The organism is Variovorax sp. MHTC-1 (genome assembly GCF_003984645.1).
GTDB lineage: Bacteria > Pseudomonadota > Gammaproteobacteria > Burkholderiales > Burkholderiaceae_C > Variovorax.
The window spans coordinates 139,986-156,338 of sequence record NZ_RWKI01000004.1 but is presented as its reverse complement, the minus strand read 5'-3'; the positions used below and the strand labels follow the sequence as shown (position 1 = coordinate 156,338).

The 16,353-nt window shown below is 68.2% G+C and carries 17 protein-coding genes; 14 read left to right on the top strand and 3 right to left on the bottom strand.

What is annotated here, in order from left to right:
- The first annotated feature begins 6 nt into the window (after positions 1–6).
- From nirD to EJI01_RS08755, 12 genes are all read left to right on the top strand, one after another.
- The gene (nirD, locus tag EJI01_RS08815) at positions 7–432 is read left to right on the top strand and encodes a nitrite reductase small subunit NirD (protein WP_126836737.1); all 426 of its coding nucleotides are present in this window, start codon (positions 7–9) and stop codon (positions 430–432) included.
- Positions 433–461: 29 nt separating this feature from the next.
- Positions 462–578 carry a hypothetical protein gene (locus EJI01_RS29660; RefSeq protein WP_126836736.1) on the top strand — a complete coding sequence of 39 codons (117 nt, stop codon included), beginning with the start codon at positions 462–464 and terminating at the stop codon, positions 576–578.
- Positions 571–3,366 (top strand): nitrate reductase, encoded by a 2,796-nt coding sequence (locus EJI01_RS08805; RefSeq protein WP_126836735.1) that lies wholly within the window; start codon positions 571–573, stop codon positions 3,364–3,366. The genes EJI01_RS29660 and EJI01_RS08805 overlap by 8 nt, the downstream gene beginning before the upstream one ends.
- A gap of 92 nt (positions 3,367–3,458) precedes the next feature.
- Entirely contained in the window at positions 3,459–4,373 is a 915-nt protein-coding gene (gene ybiB, locus EJI01_RS08800) for a DNA-binding protein YbiB (protein WP_126836734.1), read from the top strand.
- Positions 4,370–5,167: a uroporphyrinogen-III C-methyltransferase gene (gene cobA, locus EJI01_RS08795; RefSeq protein ID WP_126836733.1), complete on the top strand. Its 798-nt coding sequence runs from the start codon at positions 4,370–4,372 to the stop codon at positions 5,165–5,167. The genes ybiB and cobA overlap by 4 nt, the downstream gene beginning before the upstream one ends.
- Positions 5,168–5,246: 79 nt before the next feature.
- Positions 5,247–6,377 (top strand): sterol desaturase family protein, encoded by a 1,131-nt coding sequence (locus tag EJI01_RS08790; protein WP_126836732.1) that lies wholly within the window; start codon positions 5,247–5,249, stop codon positions 6,375–6,377.
- 59 nt (positions 6,378–6,436) lie between these two features.
- Complete coding sequence (locus EJI01_RS08785; protein ID WP_126836731.1) at positions 6,437–7,639, top strand: NAD(P)/FAD-dependent oxidoreductase; 1,203 nt, start codon at positions 6,437–6,439, stop codon at positions 7,637–7,639.
- Between the two features lie 110 nt (positions 7,640–7,749).
- The gene (gene rpsU / locus EJI01_RS08780) at positions 7,750–7,962 is read left to right on the top strand and encodes a 30S ribosomal protein S21 (protein WP_007833691.1); all 213 of its coding nucleotides are present in this window, start codon (positions 7,750–7,752) and stop codon (positions 7,960–7,962) included.
- Positions 7,963–8,060: 98 nt separating this feature from the next.
- Positions 8,061–8,510 (top strand): GatB/YqeY domain-containing protein, encoded by a 450-nt coding sequence (locus EJI01_RS08775; protein WP_126836730.1) that lies wholly within the window; start codon positions 8,061–8,063, stop codon positions 8,508–8,510.
- Positions 8,511–8,512: 2 nt separating this feature from the next.
- Positions 8,513–8,989 carry an NUDIX domain-containing protein gene (locus EJI01_RS08770; protein WP_260602378.1) on the top strand — a complete coding sequence of 159 codons (477 nt, stop codon included), beginning with the start codon at positions 8,513–8,515 and terminating at the stop codon, positions 8,987–8,989.
- A gap of 492 nt (positions 8,990–9,481) precedes the next feature.
- Positions 9,482–10,438 carry a helix-turn-helix domain-containing protein gene (locus EJI01_RS08760; protein WP_126836728.1) on the top strand — a complete coding sequence of 319 codons (957 nt, stop codon included), beginning with the start codon at positions 9,482–9,484 and terminating at the stop codon, positions 10,436–10,438.
- Positions 10,439–10,529: 91 nt separating this feature from the next.
- Positions 10,530–11,258: an alpha/beta fold hydrolase gene (locus EJI01_RS08755; protein WP_126836727.1), complete on the top strand. Its 729-nt coding sequence runs from the start codon at positions 10,530–10,532 to the stop codon at positions 11,256–11,258.
- Between the two features lie 15 nt (positions 11,259–11,273).
- Here the strand turns inward: EJI01_RS08755 and pmbA are convergent, their stop codons facing one another.
- The gene (pmbA, locus tag EJI01_RS08750) at positions 11,274–12,644 is read right to left on the bottom strand and encodes a metalloprotease PmbA (protein ID WP_126836726.1); all 1,371 of its coding nucleotides are present in this window, start codon (positions 12,642–12,644) and stop codon (positions 11,274–11,276) included.
- Positions 12,645–12,702: 58 nt separating this feature from the next.
- On the opposite strand from pmbA, the gene yjgA reads away from it, so the two are divergent.
- A complete protein-coding gene (yjgA, locus tag EJI01_RS08745; RefSeq protein ID WP_126836725.1) occupies positions 12,703–13,359 on the top strand; it encodes a ribosome biogenesis factor YjgA in 657 nt (218 codons plus the stop codon).
- Positions 13,356–13,952, top strand: a complete 597-nt coding sequence (mog, locus tag EJI01_RS08740) for a molybdopterin adenylyltransferase (RefSeq protein WP_126836724.1) — start codon at positions 13,356–13,358, stop codon at positions 13,950–13,952. Before yjgA ends, mog begins: the two co-directional genes overlap by 4 nt.
- Before the next feature lie 768 nt (positions 13,953–14,720).
- On the opposite strand, the gene cysE is transcribed toward mog, so the two are convergent.
- A complete protein-coding gene (gene cysE, locus EJI01_RS08735) occupies positions 14,721–15,494 on the bottom strand; it encodes a serine O-acetyltransferase (RefSeq protein ID WP_126836723.1) in 774 nt (257 codons plus the stop codon).
- Between the two features lie 35 nt (positions 15,495–15,529).
- The gene (locus EJI01_RS08730) at positions 15,530–16,282 is read right to left on the bottom strand and encodes an RNA methyltransferase (protein ID WP_126836722.1); all 753 of its coding nucleotides are present in this window, start codon (positions 16,280–16,282) and stop codon (positions 15,530–15,532) included.
- Positions 16,283–16,353: the final 71 nt, after the last annotated feature.

Genomic DNA, 16,353 nt, shown 5'->3' with positions numbered 1-16,353 from the left:
ACACCGATGAGCGAATGGAAAGTCATCTGCCGCGTCGACGACATCCCCGTGCTCGGCGCCCGCCGCGTGGCGCGGCCCGTGGGCGTGGACGTCGCGGTATTCCGCAATGCCGAGAACCAGGTGTTCGCGCTGCTCGACCGCTGCCCGCACAAGGGCGGTCCGTTGTCGCAGGGCATCGTGTTCGGCACCAGCGTGGCCTGCCCGCTGCACAACTGGGCCATCGGCCTGGACGACGGCTGCGCGAAGTCGCCGGACGAAGGCTGCACGCCGCGCTTCGCGTGCAAGGTCGAAGGCGAACAGGTCATGCTGGACGCGCGCGAACTGGCCACGCTGGCGCTCGACCTGGCTCCACCTCGCGCCGGCCCCGGCGCTGCGACGGCCGGCAAGCTGGGCGACGAGAGCTTCGACGTGCAGGCGCCGCACGGCATCTAGGTCCGGCTATGGAAAAAATCTAGCCTGCCATGGATGAAACCCGTTCTACCTGCCCTTACTGCGGCGTGGGCTGCGGACACGCCTTCGGCGGTCCGCTTCGCGGTGGACGTGAACGCCGCAGCCTGCATCTAGCCTGCCATGGTTGAAACCCGTTCTACCTGCCCTTACTGCGGTGTGGGCTGCGGCGTGGTCATCGAGTCCGATGGCGCGCAGATCACCGGCGTGCGCGGCGACCCCGATCACCCGGCGAACTTCGGCCGCCTGTGCACCAAGGGTTCGACCCTGCACCTCACGGCCAGCGCGGCGGTCACGCGGCAGACGCGGCTGTTGCAGCCGATGCGGCGTGCCGAGCGCGGCGCGACGCCTGAGACCGTCAGTTGGGACACCGCGCTCGATACCGCGGCCGACAAGTTCGCGCAGGTCATCGACGACCACGGCCCGGACGCCGTCGGCTTCTACGTCTCGGGCCAGCTGCTCACCGAGGACTACTACGTCTTCAACAAGCTGGCCAAGGGCCTGATCGGCACCAACAACATCGACACCAATTCGCGCCTGTGCATGAGCAGCGCGGTGGCCGGCTACAAGAAGACGCTGGGCGCCGACGCGCCGCCGGCCTGCTACGACGACCTGAAGCACGCCGCGTGTCTGTTCATCGCCGGCAGCAACACGGCCTGGGCGCATCCGATCCTGTTCCGCCGCATCGAGGATGCGAAGGCGGCCAACCCGGCGATGAAGATCGTGGTGGCCGATCCGCGCCGCACCGACACCTGCGAGATCGCCGACCTGCACCTGGCCATCCAGCCGGGCACCGACGTGATGCTCTTCAACGGCATGCTGCACCTGATGCTGTGGGAAGGCTGGACCGATGCGCGCTACATCGCCGCCCACACCAGCGGATTCGAGGCGCTCAAGGCCACGGTGCGCGACTGCACGCCCGATCGCGTGGCGCAGGTCTGCGGCATCTCGAAGGACGATCTGCTCACGGCCGCACGCCTCTTCGCCACCTCGGCAGCGACGCTGAGCCTCTACTGCCAGGGCTTGAACCAATCGTCGTCCGGCACTGCCAAGAACGCAGCGCTGATCAACCTGCACCTCGCGACCGCGCAGATCGGCAGGCCCGGCGCCGGCCCCTTCTCGCTCACCGGCCAACCCAATGCGATGGGCGGCCGCGAGGTGGGCGGCCTGGCCAACCTGCTGTCGGCGCACCGCGACCTCGCCAACCCGCAGCATCGCGCAGAGGTCGCCGCGCTCTGGGGCCTGCCCTCGGTGCCCGAGAAGCCCGGCAAGACCGCGGTCGAGATGTTCCAGGCCGCCGCCGACGGCGAGATTCGCGCGCTCTGGATCGCCTGCACCAATCCCGCGCAGTCGATGCCCGACCAGGCCACCGTGCGGCGCGCGCTCGAGCGCTGCGAATTCGTGGTCGTGCAGGAAGCCTTCTCGACCACCTCCACCTGCGACTTCGCCGACCTGCTGCTGCCGGCCACCACATGGGGCGAGAAGAACGGCACCGTCACCAACAGCGAGCGCTGCGTCTCGCGCGTGCGACCGGCCGTCGCGGCACCGGGCGAGACGCGCGACGACTGGGCCATCGCGATGGATTTCGCGCGCCGGCTCGAAGCACGGCTGGCACGCGCGAACACGCTGTTCCCCTATGCGAGCGCCGAAGCGGTCTGGAACGAGCATCGCGAATCCACGCGCGGCCGCGATCTCGACATCACCGGCATGAGCTACGCGATGCTCGAGGCCGCGCCGCGGCAGTGGCCGCTGCGCGAAGGCGAGACCACCGGCCGCGCGCGCCTCTACGAAGACGGCGTGTTCGCCACGCCCGACGGCCGCGCGCGCTTTGCCGACGTCGCCTACAAGCCGGTGGCCGAAGCACGCGAGGCGCGCTATCCGTTCTCGCTCAACACCGGCCGCTTGCGCGACCAGTGGCACGGCATGAGCCGCACCGGCACGCTGGGCCGCCTGTTCGGCCACGCGGCGGAGCCGACGGTGCAGATGCACGCGCAGGACATGGCGCGCCGCCAGTTGAAGGAGGGCGACCTGGTGCACGTCACCTCGCGGCGCGGCTCCATCGTGCTGCCCGTCGCCGCCAGTGCCGAGGTAGGGATGAGCCAGGCCTTCATCGCCATGCACTGGGGCGGCGAATATCTCAGCGGCCGCTCCAGCACCGGAGAGCCGCTCGCCGGCGTGAATGCGCTCACGACACCGGTCTTCTGCCCCGATTCGAAACAGCCGGAGCTCAAGCACGCAGCCGTCAAGATCCTCAAGGCCGAACTGCCCTGGTCCTTGCTGGCGCTCGCCTGGCTGCCGCGGGACGCGTCCCTAGACGTCCGCGAGGCCCTGCGCGCACTGATGCTGTCCTTCCCCTATGCCAGCTGCGTGCCGTTCGGCACCGGCGGCGCCCTGGAGGGCAGCGGGCCGGAGCGCACCGGTATCCTCTTTCGCGCGGCCGCCTACGACGCGCCTTCCAACGACGTGCTCGCCCGCATCGAGGGACTGCTGGGGCTCGGCGGCGCCGACACCTTGCGCTATGCCGATGCCAAGCACGGGCAGCGGCGCGCCGCGCGGCTGGTGCGCGAAGGCCAGGATGCGCACCTCGAAGGCTTCCTGCTGGCCGGCGACACGCGTGCGGAGGCCTGGATCAAGACCTTGCTGCAGGACCAGTTGCCCGCACAGGCCTATGGCCGCCAGCTGCTCAAGCCCGGCGCCGCCGCCCCGGCGGGCGTGGCGGCGCGCGGCAAGGTCATCTGCAGCTGCTTCGGCGTGACGCAGACCGCCATCGGCGAGCACCTGGCGGCCGCTACCGGGTCGGAGAGCGATCGCCTCGCCGCTTTGCAGGGCGCACTGAAGTGCGGCACCAATTGCGGCTCCTGCCTGCCCGAGCTCAAGCGCATGGTGCGCGCCAGCGCGGCACCGGCCTTGGCCGAGTAATCATGAGCACTTTGGCGGCTCCCCTTCCTGCCATCCAGGGCATAAGCGCAGCTGTATTGCGGCATAAGCCTTGCGGGACAATGGGCCTACCCATGGGAATCAGCCACTACATCAAGGAAATCGGCCGCGGCGCGCGCGGCGCGCGGCCGCTCGACCGAGAGCAGGCCGCGGACCTCTTCGGCCAGGTGCTCGACGGCACCGTGACCGACCTGGAGACCGGCGCCTTCTGCCTGGCCATGCGCATCAAGGGCGAGACGCCGGATGAGATGGCCGGCTTTCTCGATGCCACCCACGCGCGCCTGGCGCGCTTTCCCGCCACCGGCCGGCCGCTGGTGGTGCTGCCCAGCTACAACGGCGCGCGCCGGCTGCCGGTGCTCACGCCCTTGCTCGCGCTGCTGCTGGCGCGCGAAGGCCTGCCGGTGCTGGTGCATGGCGCGGCCACCGAATCGACCCGGGTGCTGGCCTCCAACGTGCTCGCGGCGTTCGACGTGCCGCCGCTTGCGGCCATCCGGCCGATCGCGAACGGCGAGGCGGTCTTCGCGCCGACCGAGCTGCTCAGCCCCGGCCTCAAGCGCCTGCTCGACGTGCGCCGCGTGGTGGGCTTGCGCAATCCCGGCCACAGCGTCGTCAAGCTGATGCAGCCGACGCAAGGCGCCTGCGTGGTGGTGGGCAGCTACACGCACCCCGCCTACGCCGAGTCGATGGCGGCGACCTTCGAGCTGCTGGGCATGACCGCCCTGCTCTCGCGCGGGCTCGAAGGCGAGAGCGTGGCCGACCCGCGCCGTACCGCGCAGGTCGACGGCTTCGTGCACGGAAAGCGCATCACGCTGCAGAGCCAGCAGCCCGGCACGCAGTCCGAGGTGCCCGGCCTGCCTCAGGAAATCGACGTCGCAACCACGGCCGACTACACGCGGCGCGTGCTGGCCGGCCAACTGCCGGTGCCCGGCGCGATCGCGCAACAGGTCGAGCACGTCCTGCAACTGGCGCGACAGACGGAGCACGCATGAGCCACCCTTCCCATCACGGTTCCCTCGGCAGCTGCACCCTGGTCGGCGCCGGTCCCGGCGATCCCGAGCTGCTGACGATCAAGGCCGTCAAGGCCATCCAGGCGGCGACCGTGCTCCTGGTCGACGACCTGGTCAGCGAGGAGATCCTGGCCTATGCGCGGCCCGGCGCCCGCATCGTCCATGTCGGCAAGCGCGGTGGCTGCAGGAGCACGCCGCAGGCCTTCATCGAGCGGCTCATGATCACGGCGGTGCGCGAGGGCGAGACCGTGGTGCGCCTCAAGGGCGGCGACCCTTTCATCTTCGGCCGCGGCGGCGAGGAGGTGGAGCACCTGCGTGAAGAAGGCATCGAGGTGCGGGTGATCAACGGCATCACCGCGGGCCTCGCCGCCGTCACCGCGCTGGGCGTGCCGCTCACGCACCGCGACCACGCGCAGGGCGTGGTGTTCGTCACCGGCCACGCCAAGACCGGCCATGCGGCCGACCAGCATCCGACCGACTGGCGGCAGCTGGCCGCCACGGCGCGCGATGCACGGCTCACGCTGGTGATCTACATGGGCGTCACGGGCGTAGCCCACATCCAGGACGAACTGCTGCACGGCCTGGCGGGCGACACGCCGGTGGCCGTGATCCAGCATGCGAGCCTGCCGCAGCAGCGCCATATCGCGACCACGCTCGCTCGCCTGCCCTTCGACCTGGCGGCCGCCGGGCTCGGCAGTCCGTCGGTGATCGTGGTCGGCGACGTGCTGCGCGGCCTGGCCGCGGCGGGCCTGCCGGCGACGCGCTTCGGCACCTGAATCGGCCGTTCGGCCTGTCGGCATGTTCCGGCGCCGCCCCTAGAATCCTGCAGCCCTCGAACACGGGCGGGAGATCAGGATGCTGGAGCTCGACAAACTCAACGAATTCACCGAAAGCCACGGCCAGCTCCAACGCGGCAAGGGGCTGGTCACGGGCACCATCGCGCTGTCGCTTGCAGTCCTGTGCTTCCTGGGCGTGCTGGTCTTCCATTTCCCGCAGTACCTCAGCACGCCCGAGCTGCGCCGCAGCTACGACGTCGACGCGATGCGCATCGTGCTGCTCGCGGCAATGGTGATTTCCGGCGGCCTCTCGCTGGTGAACATCATCTTCAACCGCTCGCGCTGGCTCTCCTCCTTCGCCTTCCTGCTGGTGGCGGCGGCGGCGCTGCTCGGCGGGCACAAGGTGCCGGTCAACGACTTCGCCGACAACACGCCCTACATCGGGTTGGACTGGTTCATCCTCGACCTCTTGGGCTCCTCGCTGATCTTCATCTTCATCGAGAAGCTGTTCGCGCACCGCAAGGACCAGCCGGTGTTCCGCGCCGAGTGGCAGACCGACTTCCACCACTTCGTCGTCAACCACATGATCGTGGGCTTCGTGCTGCTCGCGACCAACCTGCTGGTGCACAAGCTCTTCGGCTGGGCCGCCAACGACGGCGTGCGCGGCTGGGTCGCAGGGCTGCCCTTCTGGGCCGGCGTGCTGCTGATCATCCTGGTGGCCGACCTGGTGCAGTACTGGACGCACCGCGCCTACCACGAGGTGCCGCTCCTGTGGCGCCTGCACGCGGTGCACCACAGCGTGAAGAGCATGGACTGGATGGCCGGCTCGCGCCAGCACATCCTCGAGCTGCTGATCACGCGCACCCTGGTGCTGGCGCCGATCTACGTGCTGGGCTTCAGCAAGGAAGTGATCGACGCCTACATCGTGGTGGTCGGCTTCCAGGCGGTCTTCAATCACTGCAACGTGAGCGTGCGCCTCGGGCCGCTGCGCTACCTCATCGTCACGCCCAACTTCCATCACTGGCACCACAGCCAGGACGACGAGGCGATCGACAAGAACTACGCCGCGCACTACGCCTTTCTCGACTACCTCTTCGGCACGGCCGTCAAGAGCACCAGGCTGTGGCCCGAGCGCTACGGCGTGGTCGGCGACTACGTGCCCAACGGCTTCTTCAAGCAGCTGAAGTTCCCCTTCGTGTGGAAAGGATGAGCGCCGCCCGGCCGCCCGAAGGCGCTCGCACCGCAGCGCGCAGCGCGGAGGTTTGCTGAATGACCGCGTTCGACGCAGTCGTCATCGGCGCCGGGGCGGCCGGTCTTTTTTGTGCAGGACTCGCCGGTCAGCGCGGCCTCAAGGTACTGCTCATCGACCATGGCGAGCGCATCGCCGAAAAGATCCGCATCTCGGGCGGCGGGCGCGCCAATTTCACCAACCGCGACCTGGACGTGCGCGCGCCGCAGCGCCATTTCATCGGCGACAACCCCCATTTCTGCCGCTCGGCGCTGTCGCGCTACACACCGCAGCAGTTCATCGAACTGGTGCAGCGCCACGGCATCGCCTTCCACGAGAAGCACAAGGGCCAGCTCTTCTGCGACGGCAGCTCGCAGCAGATCATCGACATGCTGCTGGCCGAATGCGCGGCCGGCGGCGTCGCGCACTGGCAGCCCTGCAGCGTCGGCGAGATCGCGTTCTCCGGTGAGGCCGGCTTTCGGATCGAAACCAGCCGCGGCGTCGTCCAGGCACCCAAGCTGGTGATCGCGACCGGCGGCCTTTCCATTCCGCAGATCGGCGCCAGCGATTTCGGCTACCGGATCGCTGCGCAATTCGGCCTGCGCGTGGTCGCGCCGCGCCCCGCCCTGGTGCCGCTGACCTTCGGCGGCGAAGCCTGGTCGCCCTATGCCGAGCTGGCCGGCCTGGCGCTGCCGGTGCAGATCGAGACCGGCACAAAGAAAGAGCGCGCGATGTTCCTGGAAGACCTGCTCTTCACCCACCGCGGCCTCTCGGGCCCCGCGGTGCTGCAGATCTCGAGCTACTGGCAGCCGGGTGCGCCGCTCACCATCGACTTCGCACCCGGGGTGGACGTGCGGGCTTCGCTCGGCGAGGCCAAGCAACGCTCGCGCAAGCGCATCGGCAACGAGCTGGCCGCGCTGGTGCCCTCGCGGCTGGCGGACGCCTGGGTCGGGCAGGAGGCGGCGCTGCAGCGCCCGATCAACGAGGCCGCCGACCGGGCGCTGGCGGCGCTGGCCGAACGCATCGCACGCTGGCAGATCACGCCCAGCGGCACCGAGGGCTACAAGAAAGCCGAGGTCACGGCCGGCGGCATCGACACCCGCGAGCTCTCGTCCCAGACCATGGAATCGAAGCAGCGCGGCCTGTACTTCATCGGCGAAGTGGTCGACGTGACCGGCTGGCTAGGGGGTTACAACTTCCAGTGGGCCTGGGCCAGCGCGCATGCCTGCGCGCACGCGTTATAATGTCGGGCTAACTTTGGCCTCCCCTCAACGGCCTACCCCATTTTTCAGTTGAGGAACCCGGCCCGGGGCCCGATCTTCCCCAGGCCAAATTCAACAAGACCGATTTTTAAATGACCACCATCCGCGTTAAAGAAAACGAGCCCTTCGACGTCGCGCTGCGCCGCTTCAAGCGCACCATCGAAAAGCTCGGCCTGCTGACCGACCTGCGTGCCCGCGAGTTCTACGAAAAGCCGACCGCCGAGCGCAAGCGCAAGAAGGCCGCAGCGGTCAAGCGCCATTACAAGCGCGTGCGCAGCATGCAGCTTCCCAAGAAGCTGTACTGAGCATCCGCCGCGCTGGCGTCGAAGCCAGCGTCCGGTTCAGAGCCGCGCCAGGGATACCTGCCGCGGCTTTTGTTTTTAGCCTGTCAAGAAAGCCTGCCATGAGCCTCAAGGACCAGATCACCGAAGACATGAAGACCGCGATGCGCGCCAAGGACTCGGAGCGCCTGGGCACCATCCGCCTGCTGCTCGCCGCCCTCAAGCAGAAGGAAGTCGACGAGCGCATCGAACTCGACGACGCGATGGTCGTGGCCATCGTCGACAAGCTGGTCAAGCAGCGCAAGGACTCGGTCGCCGCCTTCACCCAGGGCGGCCGCACCGACCTGGCCGACAAGGAAGCCGCCGAGATCAAGGTGCTCGAGGTGTACCTGCCCCAGCGCATGGGCGCGGACGAGATCGCCGCGGAAGTGAAGGCCATCGTGGCCGAACTCGACGCCAAGGGCCCCGGCGACATGGGCAAGGTCATGGGCGCCGTCAAGACCCGCCTGGCCGGCAAGGCCGACATGGGCCAGGTCAGCGCCGCGGTGAAGGCTGCGCTCTCGGGCGGCTGAGGGTGAAGGCACGCACCGCGATCCACAAGGCTTGCGCCTGCCTGGTGGACGATAGCGACCGCTTGCTGGTCTTCCATCACCCGGGCGACAGGGGCATGCAGTTGCCCAAGGGCACGGTCGAGCCCGGAGAAGCGCCCGAAGATGCGGTGCGGCGCGAACTGCTGGAAGAGTCGGGCATCGACTACCGCGGCGAACTGCAGCCGCTGGGCACGCTGGAGCGCGAATGCGAGGCCGGCATCGAAGGCAACGTGCACCGGCATGCCCAGCTCTGGCACCTGTTCCTGATGCGCGCGCCGGCGCCGCTGCCCGAAACCTTCGACCATGTGGCCATGGGCAGCCCCGAAGAAGACGGGCTCGTGTTCAGCTTCAGCTGGCTGGCGCCGGATGCACCCCTGGAGGGATTCACCTTGCCCTACCTCAACGCCATCGCCAGGGTGCGCGAGGCGCTCCCGCTGGACCTTCCGACGCCTCCCGCTTAGCATTGCCTCTGCGCAGGGATTGCGAGCGATCGGACGATCGAGAAAAGGAGTTCGGTTTTCCGCCTTCGGTCACGCAATCTCGGAGCTGCTGGACCGGCTCTCGATCGGGCCGCGATGCATCTATCTACATGATTACGGGGCCCCAGTGGGTTTTCACATCGCCATGCAGGCGCCCGACCGAGTTTGGGGCCTCATCGTTCAGAACGCCAACGCTCATCGAACCGGGCTCGGTCCGCAATGGGATGCGACGCAAGCCCCCGCCTTCGCTGCTGCTCCGGGGAAGGCAGGATCCATTCTTTGATCTCGCCGATGTCCTGTCCTGGAGGCAGGACCTTCCGCGGATGGAAGTCCACGTTTTCGACGCCGGCCATAAGCTGCTCGAGACACACGCCGCCGCAGCAGTGCCGCTCATGCTCGACTTCATCAGGCGTACCCGACCGCGCGTGTCCGCTCTATAGTGCGGGCGCCGATACCGGCCTGGAGACCGCGGTCATGCAAGCACTTCCCCGCCAATGGAGCACGGACGTCGTGCCCGGTTCGCAGCGCCTGGACTACTGGGTCGGCGCAGTGTGCGAAGCCTTTCTCGAGATGGACGTCACGAGCTCGCGCCGCGAAGCCTTCAATGCCCGTCTCGTCCATCAGCCGCTCGGGCCGATCGCGGTCAACCGGGTCCAAGCCAGCGCGCAGGACGTGTACCGGACGCACTCCGCCATCGGCCGCAGCCGCGACAACTTCTACTACCTGATCAGCCAGTTCGACAGCCCGTGGAGCGTGGTGCAGCGCGGCCGCGAGACGGCGCTCGCCGCCGGAGACGCCGTGCTGGTCGATTCCCGGGAGCGCTACGAATTCCACTTCCGCGAAGGCGTGCATTGCGCGTCGCTGCAGCTGCCGATCGCCTGGGCCGAGCGCTGGCTTCCTGGCGGGCCCGACAGCGTCGCTCGCCGCATTGCGGGAGACGCCGGCTGGGGTCTTGCGCTGCGCGGCCTGCTGGCCAACCTGTCGCCGGAATTCGCCGCCGCCCCCGGGCTGCCGCCGGCACTGCTAGTCGACCAGCTCGGCGTACTGCTCAGCCTGGCGATGCCCGGCGCAGCGCCGCCTGACGATCCCCGGGGCGCCGACATTCGACGGCGTGCGATGGATCTGCTGGCGCAGCGCCTCGGCGAACCCGGCCTGGTCGCGCAGGACGTCGCAGATGCCCTGGGCGTGTCCTTGCGCAGCCTGCATCGCGCGTTCGCGTCGGGCGAGAGCTTCGCGCGCTCGCTGCGCCGGCTGCGGATGGAGGAGGCGGCGCGCCTGCTGGCCTCGCGCCGCTTCGCGCGAACCAGCAGCGCCGAGATCGGGCGGCGTTGCGGCTATCTCGACGCCTCGCATTTCGTGCGCCATTTCCGCGCCGAGCACAGCATCACGCCGAGCCGGTATCGCCGGCTGGCGCTGGACGGCTGCGGCTGACACGCAACGGCCATCCGCTCGGCGCGCATCGGCCAGCGGCAGGCCCGAAGCGCCGCTAACTTGCACGCCTCTGCATCTCGAGGAGGCTGAAATGGCGGATACCTATGTTCTCGTTCACGGCGCCTGGCACACGGGCGAGTTGATGGAGCCGGTGGCTGAGGCCATCCGGGCCCAGGGCCATACCGTGCACTGCCCGACCCTGGCCGGCAACCGTCCCCATGATTCGCGCAGCGCCATCGGACTGACCGAGGCGGTGCAGTCGCTGGCCGACTACATCGCGGCGCATGCGCTGCAGGACGTGCGCCTGGTCGGCCATAGCTATGGCGGCATGGTGATCTCGGGCGCGATGAACCTGGTCGCCGAACGCGTGCGGCGCCTGGTCTACTGGAATGCCTTCGTGCCGCTTCACGGCGAGTGCCTGAACGACATGGCCCCGCCGCATTACAAGGCGCTGTTCGACGGCATCGCGGCGCAGAACGACGACGCAGTGATGCTGCCCTTTCCGATCTGGCGCGATGCTTTCATCAACGACGCCGATCTGGCGACGGCGCAGCGCACTTACGAGATGCTCAATCTGCATCCCTACCGGACCTTCACCGAGCCCTTGAGCCTGCGCACCGAGCTGGCCGCGCTGGAGGTCGGGAAGTCCTATCTCAATTGCCAGCAGGACAGCGCGATGCCGCACAGCCTTCCGTGGCATCCGCGCCTCTCGGAACGGCTGGGGCTGTTCCGGCTGGTCGAGTGCCCGGGCAGCCACGAGCTTTGCTTCACCGACCCCGCGCTCCTGGCGCGCAAGATGATCGAAGCCGGGCGAGATTGAGCGATCGAACGCGCGTCAGCTGCCGGCGACCTTCATCCGGTTCACCAGGATCGAGCCGGTGGTCTTGGCGCCGTAGTTGTAGGCATCGGCGCCGACCGCCTCGATGCCGAGCAGCATGCTCTTGAGATTGCCGGCGATCGTGATCTCCTGCACCGGGAAGGCGATCTTGCCGTTCTCGACCCAGAAGCCGCTGGCGCCGCGCGAGTAGTCGCCCGTCACGTAGTTGACGCCCTGCCCCATCAGCTCGATCACGAAGAGGCCGGTGCCGAGCTTGGCGAGCATCGCGTCCAGGTCGTCGCCCGGCTTCGTCTGGCGCGAGCTCAGCGTCAGGTTGTGCGAGCCGCCGGCATTGCCGGTGGTCTTCATGCCCAGCTTGCGCGCCGAGTAGGTGCTCAGGAAGTAGCCCTCGAGCCGGCCGCCGTCGACCACCTTGCGCTTGCGCGTGGTCACGCCCTCGTCGTCGAAGGGCGAGCTGCCCTTGCCGCGCAGGACGTGCGGGTCTTCGAGCACGTCGATGTGCTTGGCCAGCACCGGCTTGCCGAGCGAGTCGAGCAGGAAGCTGCTCTTGCGGTAGAGCGCGCCGCCGCTGGTGGCCTGCACCAGGCCGCCCAGCAGCCCGGCCGCCATCGGCGACTCGAAAAGCACCGGGCATTCGGTCGTCTTGATTTTGCGCGACTTGAGGCGGCTCAGCGCGCGTTCCGCCGCATAGCGCCCGACGGCCGCCGGGCTCGCCAGCTCGTCGGCCGAACGCATCGAGCTGTACCAGGCGTCGCGCTGCATGTCGTCGCCCTTGCCCGCGATCGGCGCCACCGAGATCGAATGGCGCGAGCTCGCATAGCCGCCGCGGAAGCCGCGCGTGTGGGCGCTGAAGAAATGGCTTTGCTGCGCCGAGACGCCCGCGCCTTCGCTGTTGGTGATGCGCTTGTCCGTCGCGAGCGCCGCGGCCTCGCATTCGAGCGCCAGCGCAGCGGCCTGCTCGCTGCTGATGTCCCAGGGATGGAACAGGTCGAGATCGGGCTGGCCGCTGACGATGTCGGCTTCGTCGGGCAGGCCGCTGACCGGATCTTCGGCTGTGAAGCGCGCGATGTCGTAGGCTGCCTGCACGGTCTGCGCGATGGCCGCCTCGGAGAAGTCGGAGGTGCTGGCATTGCCGCGGCGGTGGCCCACGTAGACCGTGACGCCGAGCGACTTGTCGCGGTTGCGTTCGACGTTCTCCAGCTCGCCCTTGCGCACGGAGACGCTCAGGCCGCAGCCTTCGGACGCCTCGGCGCCGACGTCGGTGGCGCCGAGCTTCTTGGCATGCGCCAAGGCCGAATCGACCAGATTTTCGAAGAAGGGGCGGGTGTAGGCGAAGCCGGAATCGGCGCGCGAGGAAGATGTGCTCATGTGTTGGCTATGATACTTGCGCCCCCTGTTCCCGATGGTGCGGCCAACGATTGCCTCTATGCCCCGCAAACCCAAAAAAGGCTACTTCGTCCGCGGCCAGTTCGTGGCCGAAGGCAGCGAACTCGATCTGGAGCTCAAGCGCGAGCTCAAGGGCACCGACGCAGCAAGCAGGACCGATCTCAAGCGCGAAAGCACCGAACTGCAGGCGCTGGGCGAAGCCCTGCTCACGTTGCGCGCCAGCCTGCTCGACAAGCTCGACCTCGGCGAAAAGCTGAAGGACGCGATCGAAGAAGCCAAGCGCATCACCAATTTCGAAGGCAAGCGGCGCCAGATGCAGTTCATCGGCAAGTTGATGCGCGGCCTCGATGCGGCCACCCTCGACGCCGTGCGCAGCGCACTCGACGAGCAGAACCGCGGCCCGGCCCAGGAGACGGCGATCCTGCACGACGCCGAACGCTGGCGCGACCGCCTGATCGCCGACGACGACGCGCTCGGCGGCTGGATCGAGACCCATCCCGGCACCGACGCCCAGCAGCTGCGCGCACTGGTGCGCCAGGCCCGCAAGGACATCAAGGCTGGACCGCCCGGCGAAGCGCCGCGCCAGGGCAAGGCCTACCGCGAGGTGTTCCAGATCGTGCGTGCGCAGCTCGAGGTGCACGGCACCGATGACCACGCGGCCGAGGCCTCGGCGCAAGCGCGCGAGGAGGACGCATGAGTGAAGCGAGCGCCTTCGATCCGGTTCGCATCGGCATCGTCTCGATCAGCGATCGCGCCTCGAGCGGCGTCTACGAGGACAAGGGCCTGCCCGCCCTGCAGCAGTGGCTGCAGCGGGCGCTGCGCAACCCGATCCATTTCGAGCCGCGGCTGATTCCCGACGAACAGGCCGGCATCAGCGCGGCGCTGATCGAGCTGGTGGACGCCGGCTGTTCGCTGGTACTGACGACCGGCGGCACCGGGCCGGCGCTGCGCGACGTCACGCCGGAAGCGACGCTCGCTGTCGCCCACAAGGAAATGCCGGGCTTCGGCGAACAGATGCGGCAGATCAGCCTGCGCTTCGTGCCGACGGCGATTCTTTCCCGCCAGGTGGCGGTGGTCCGCGATCGCAGCCTGATCATCAACCTGCCAGGGCAGCCGAAGGCGATCGCGGAGACGCTCGAAGGATTGAAGGATCCTCAGGGCGCACAGGTGGTAGCGGGCATCTTCGCCGCGGTGCCCTACTGCATCGACCTGATCGGCGGGCCTTATCTGGAAACCGATGAATCGGTGTGCAAGGCGTTCCGGCCGAAGTCGGCGATTCGGCCGCGTTGAATTCATCTCTTGCTCCCTCTCCCTCTCCCTCTCCCTCTCCCTCTCCCTCTCCCTCTGGGAGAGGGTTGGGGTGAGGGCACACGGGCGTTCGATCTGTACGTTGCGCTTGTTCTTGAGGCTGGAGCCGGGAATTCGCCCCGGCGGGCGACTCACTTTCTTTTGCTTCGCCAAAAGAAAGTAAGCAAAGAAAAGGCGACCCCACCGTGCGTGTCCCCTGCGCTTCGCTCCGGGGCAACCTGCGGTGCTCGCTTCAGGCGGGGTCCGCGCAAACTCGCTGCGCTCAAACACGCGCGGCCCTTTATCCGCCTGAAGCTGCGCTCCTCGGCACGCCCAGAGGGGATTGAACAAGAACGCGCCATGGCGCGTACTTGTGTGGGGGTTGGCTGTTGGGGTTCTTGGCGGCCGAGCGAAGCGAAGGCCCGACCCACTCCCCTCTGGCTGCGCCGAGGAGCGCAGGGGCGTCGGCCGCACGCCTGCCGAAGGACAGGCGTGCTTCGTGATCTGACTTGCCGCAGCTGTTTGAGCGCAGTGAACGCAGCGAGTTCTGCGGCAGGCCGGCGAACCGAGCACCGCAGGTTGCCCCGGAGCGAAGCGCAGGGGTCGCAGACAGTGGGGTCGCCTTTTCTTTGGTTACTTTCTTTTGGCGACGCAAAAGAAAGTGACTCGCCCGCCGGGGCGAATTCCCGGCCCCGGCCTCAGCAAAGAGCAGCAGCGATTCAAAGGCCCAGACCCTCACCCCAACCCTCTCCCAGAGGGAGAGGGAGCAAGTCACTTCCCAACCAGTTGCGTCAACCGCTCCGCCTCGAAGCACTCCTCCCGCGCCGCGTCGCCCGGCACGCAATCCTTCTTTCCCGGCTGCGCGGACAAGGCCTCGATCGCCTTCCACAGCAGCGCGATCTGGTGATCCTGGCTCGACGCGTTGTCGATCAACCCCTTCATGGCCTGCGACAACGGGTCGTCTTCCATCGTGATCCCGTAGGCCGTGAACTTCCTGTCGGCGCTCGTGACATCGGCACTGGTGCCTGCCTTCGACGGAATGATGCGCGCCGGAATCCCCACCGCCGTCGCGCCCGCGGGCACTGGCTTGATGACGACGGCATTGCTTCCGATCTTGGCGCCGTCGCCGACCACGAAGCCGCCGAGCACCTTGGCGCCGGCGCTGACCACCACGTCTTTTCCCAGCGTCGGATGCCGCTTGGCGCCCTTGTAGAGCGAGGTGCCGCCGAGCGTCACGCCCTGGTAGATCGTGCAGCCGTCGCCGATCTCGGCGGTCTCGCCGACCACCACGCCCATCGCATGGTCGAAGAACACGCGGTCACCGACGATCGCACCGGGATGGATCTCGATGCCGGTGAACCAGCGCGAGCATTGCGAGATGAAGCGCCCGATCCACTTCAGGCCGTGGCCCCAGCACCAGTGCGCAAGGCGGTGCAGCACCACGGCATGCAGGCCCGGATAGAGGGTCAGCACTTCCCAGCGCGTCCGCGCGGCCGGATCGCGGTCGAGGATGCACTGGATGTCGGAGCGCAGGCGCGAGAACATGGATGTTCTTGTTATGGCTATATGGGCCGCGCAGTCTAAGGGCTCGGGTCTTCGCGTACCGGTGATGGGGTTTTCCGTGCCGCATCCGCCATGGCCTTGGCGATGCCGCGCAGGATATGGATCTCCTCCGGCGTCGGCTGGGCGCGGTTGAAGAGCTGCTGCAGCCGCGGCATCAGCTTCTTGGGCGCCTCGGGATCCAGGAAGCCGATCTGCACCAGCGAGCGCTCCCAGTGTTCGAGCATGCCGGCCAGGGCGCGCGCATCGGCCGCAGGCGACGGCGCAGTGGCATCGCGCACCGCGTAGCCGCCGAGCGCGAGCCGCCATTCGTAGGCGATCACCTGGATCGCCGCGCCCAGGTTCAGCGAGCCGAAGCCCGGATCGGTCGGAATGCTGAGCGCGACATGGCAGCGATAGACATCCTCGTTGCGCATGCCGAAACGCTCCGAGCCGAACAGGAAGGCCACGTGCTGCCCCTCCTGTTCCGCGAGCGGCTCCAGGTGCTCGCGCGGCGTGCGCGTAGGCGGGCCGAAGTCGCGCGGCACCATCGCGGTCGCGCACAAGTGGGTGACGCCGTCGAGCGCCTCGTCCAGCGTCTCGACGATGCGCGCGTTGGCCAATACGTCCAGCGCCCCGCTCGCGCGCTGGATGGTCTCCTCGCGCCGCAGCACGTTGGCCCAGCGCGGCGCCACCAGCACCAGGTCGCCGAAACCCATGGTCTTCATGGCGCGCGCGGCAGCGCCGACGTTGCCGGCGTGGCTGGTCTGGATCAGGATGAATCGGGTGCGCATGTAAAATCTCCCGATTCTCGCCGCCCGCATCGCCGGGCCGCATCCCAGGGCGCATTCCGGCGCCGCCAGCC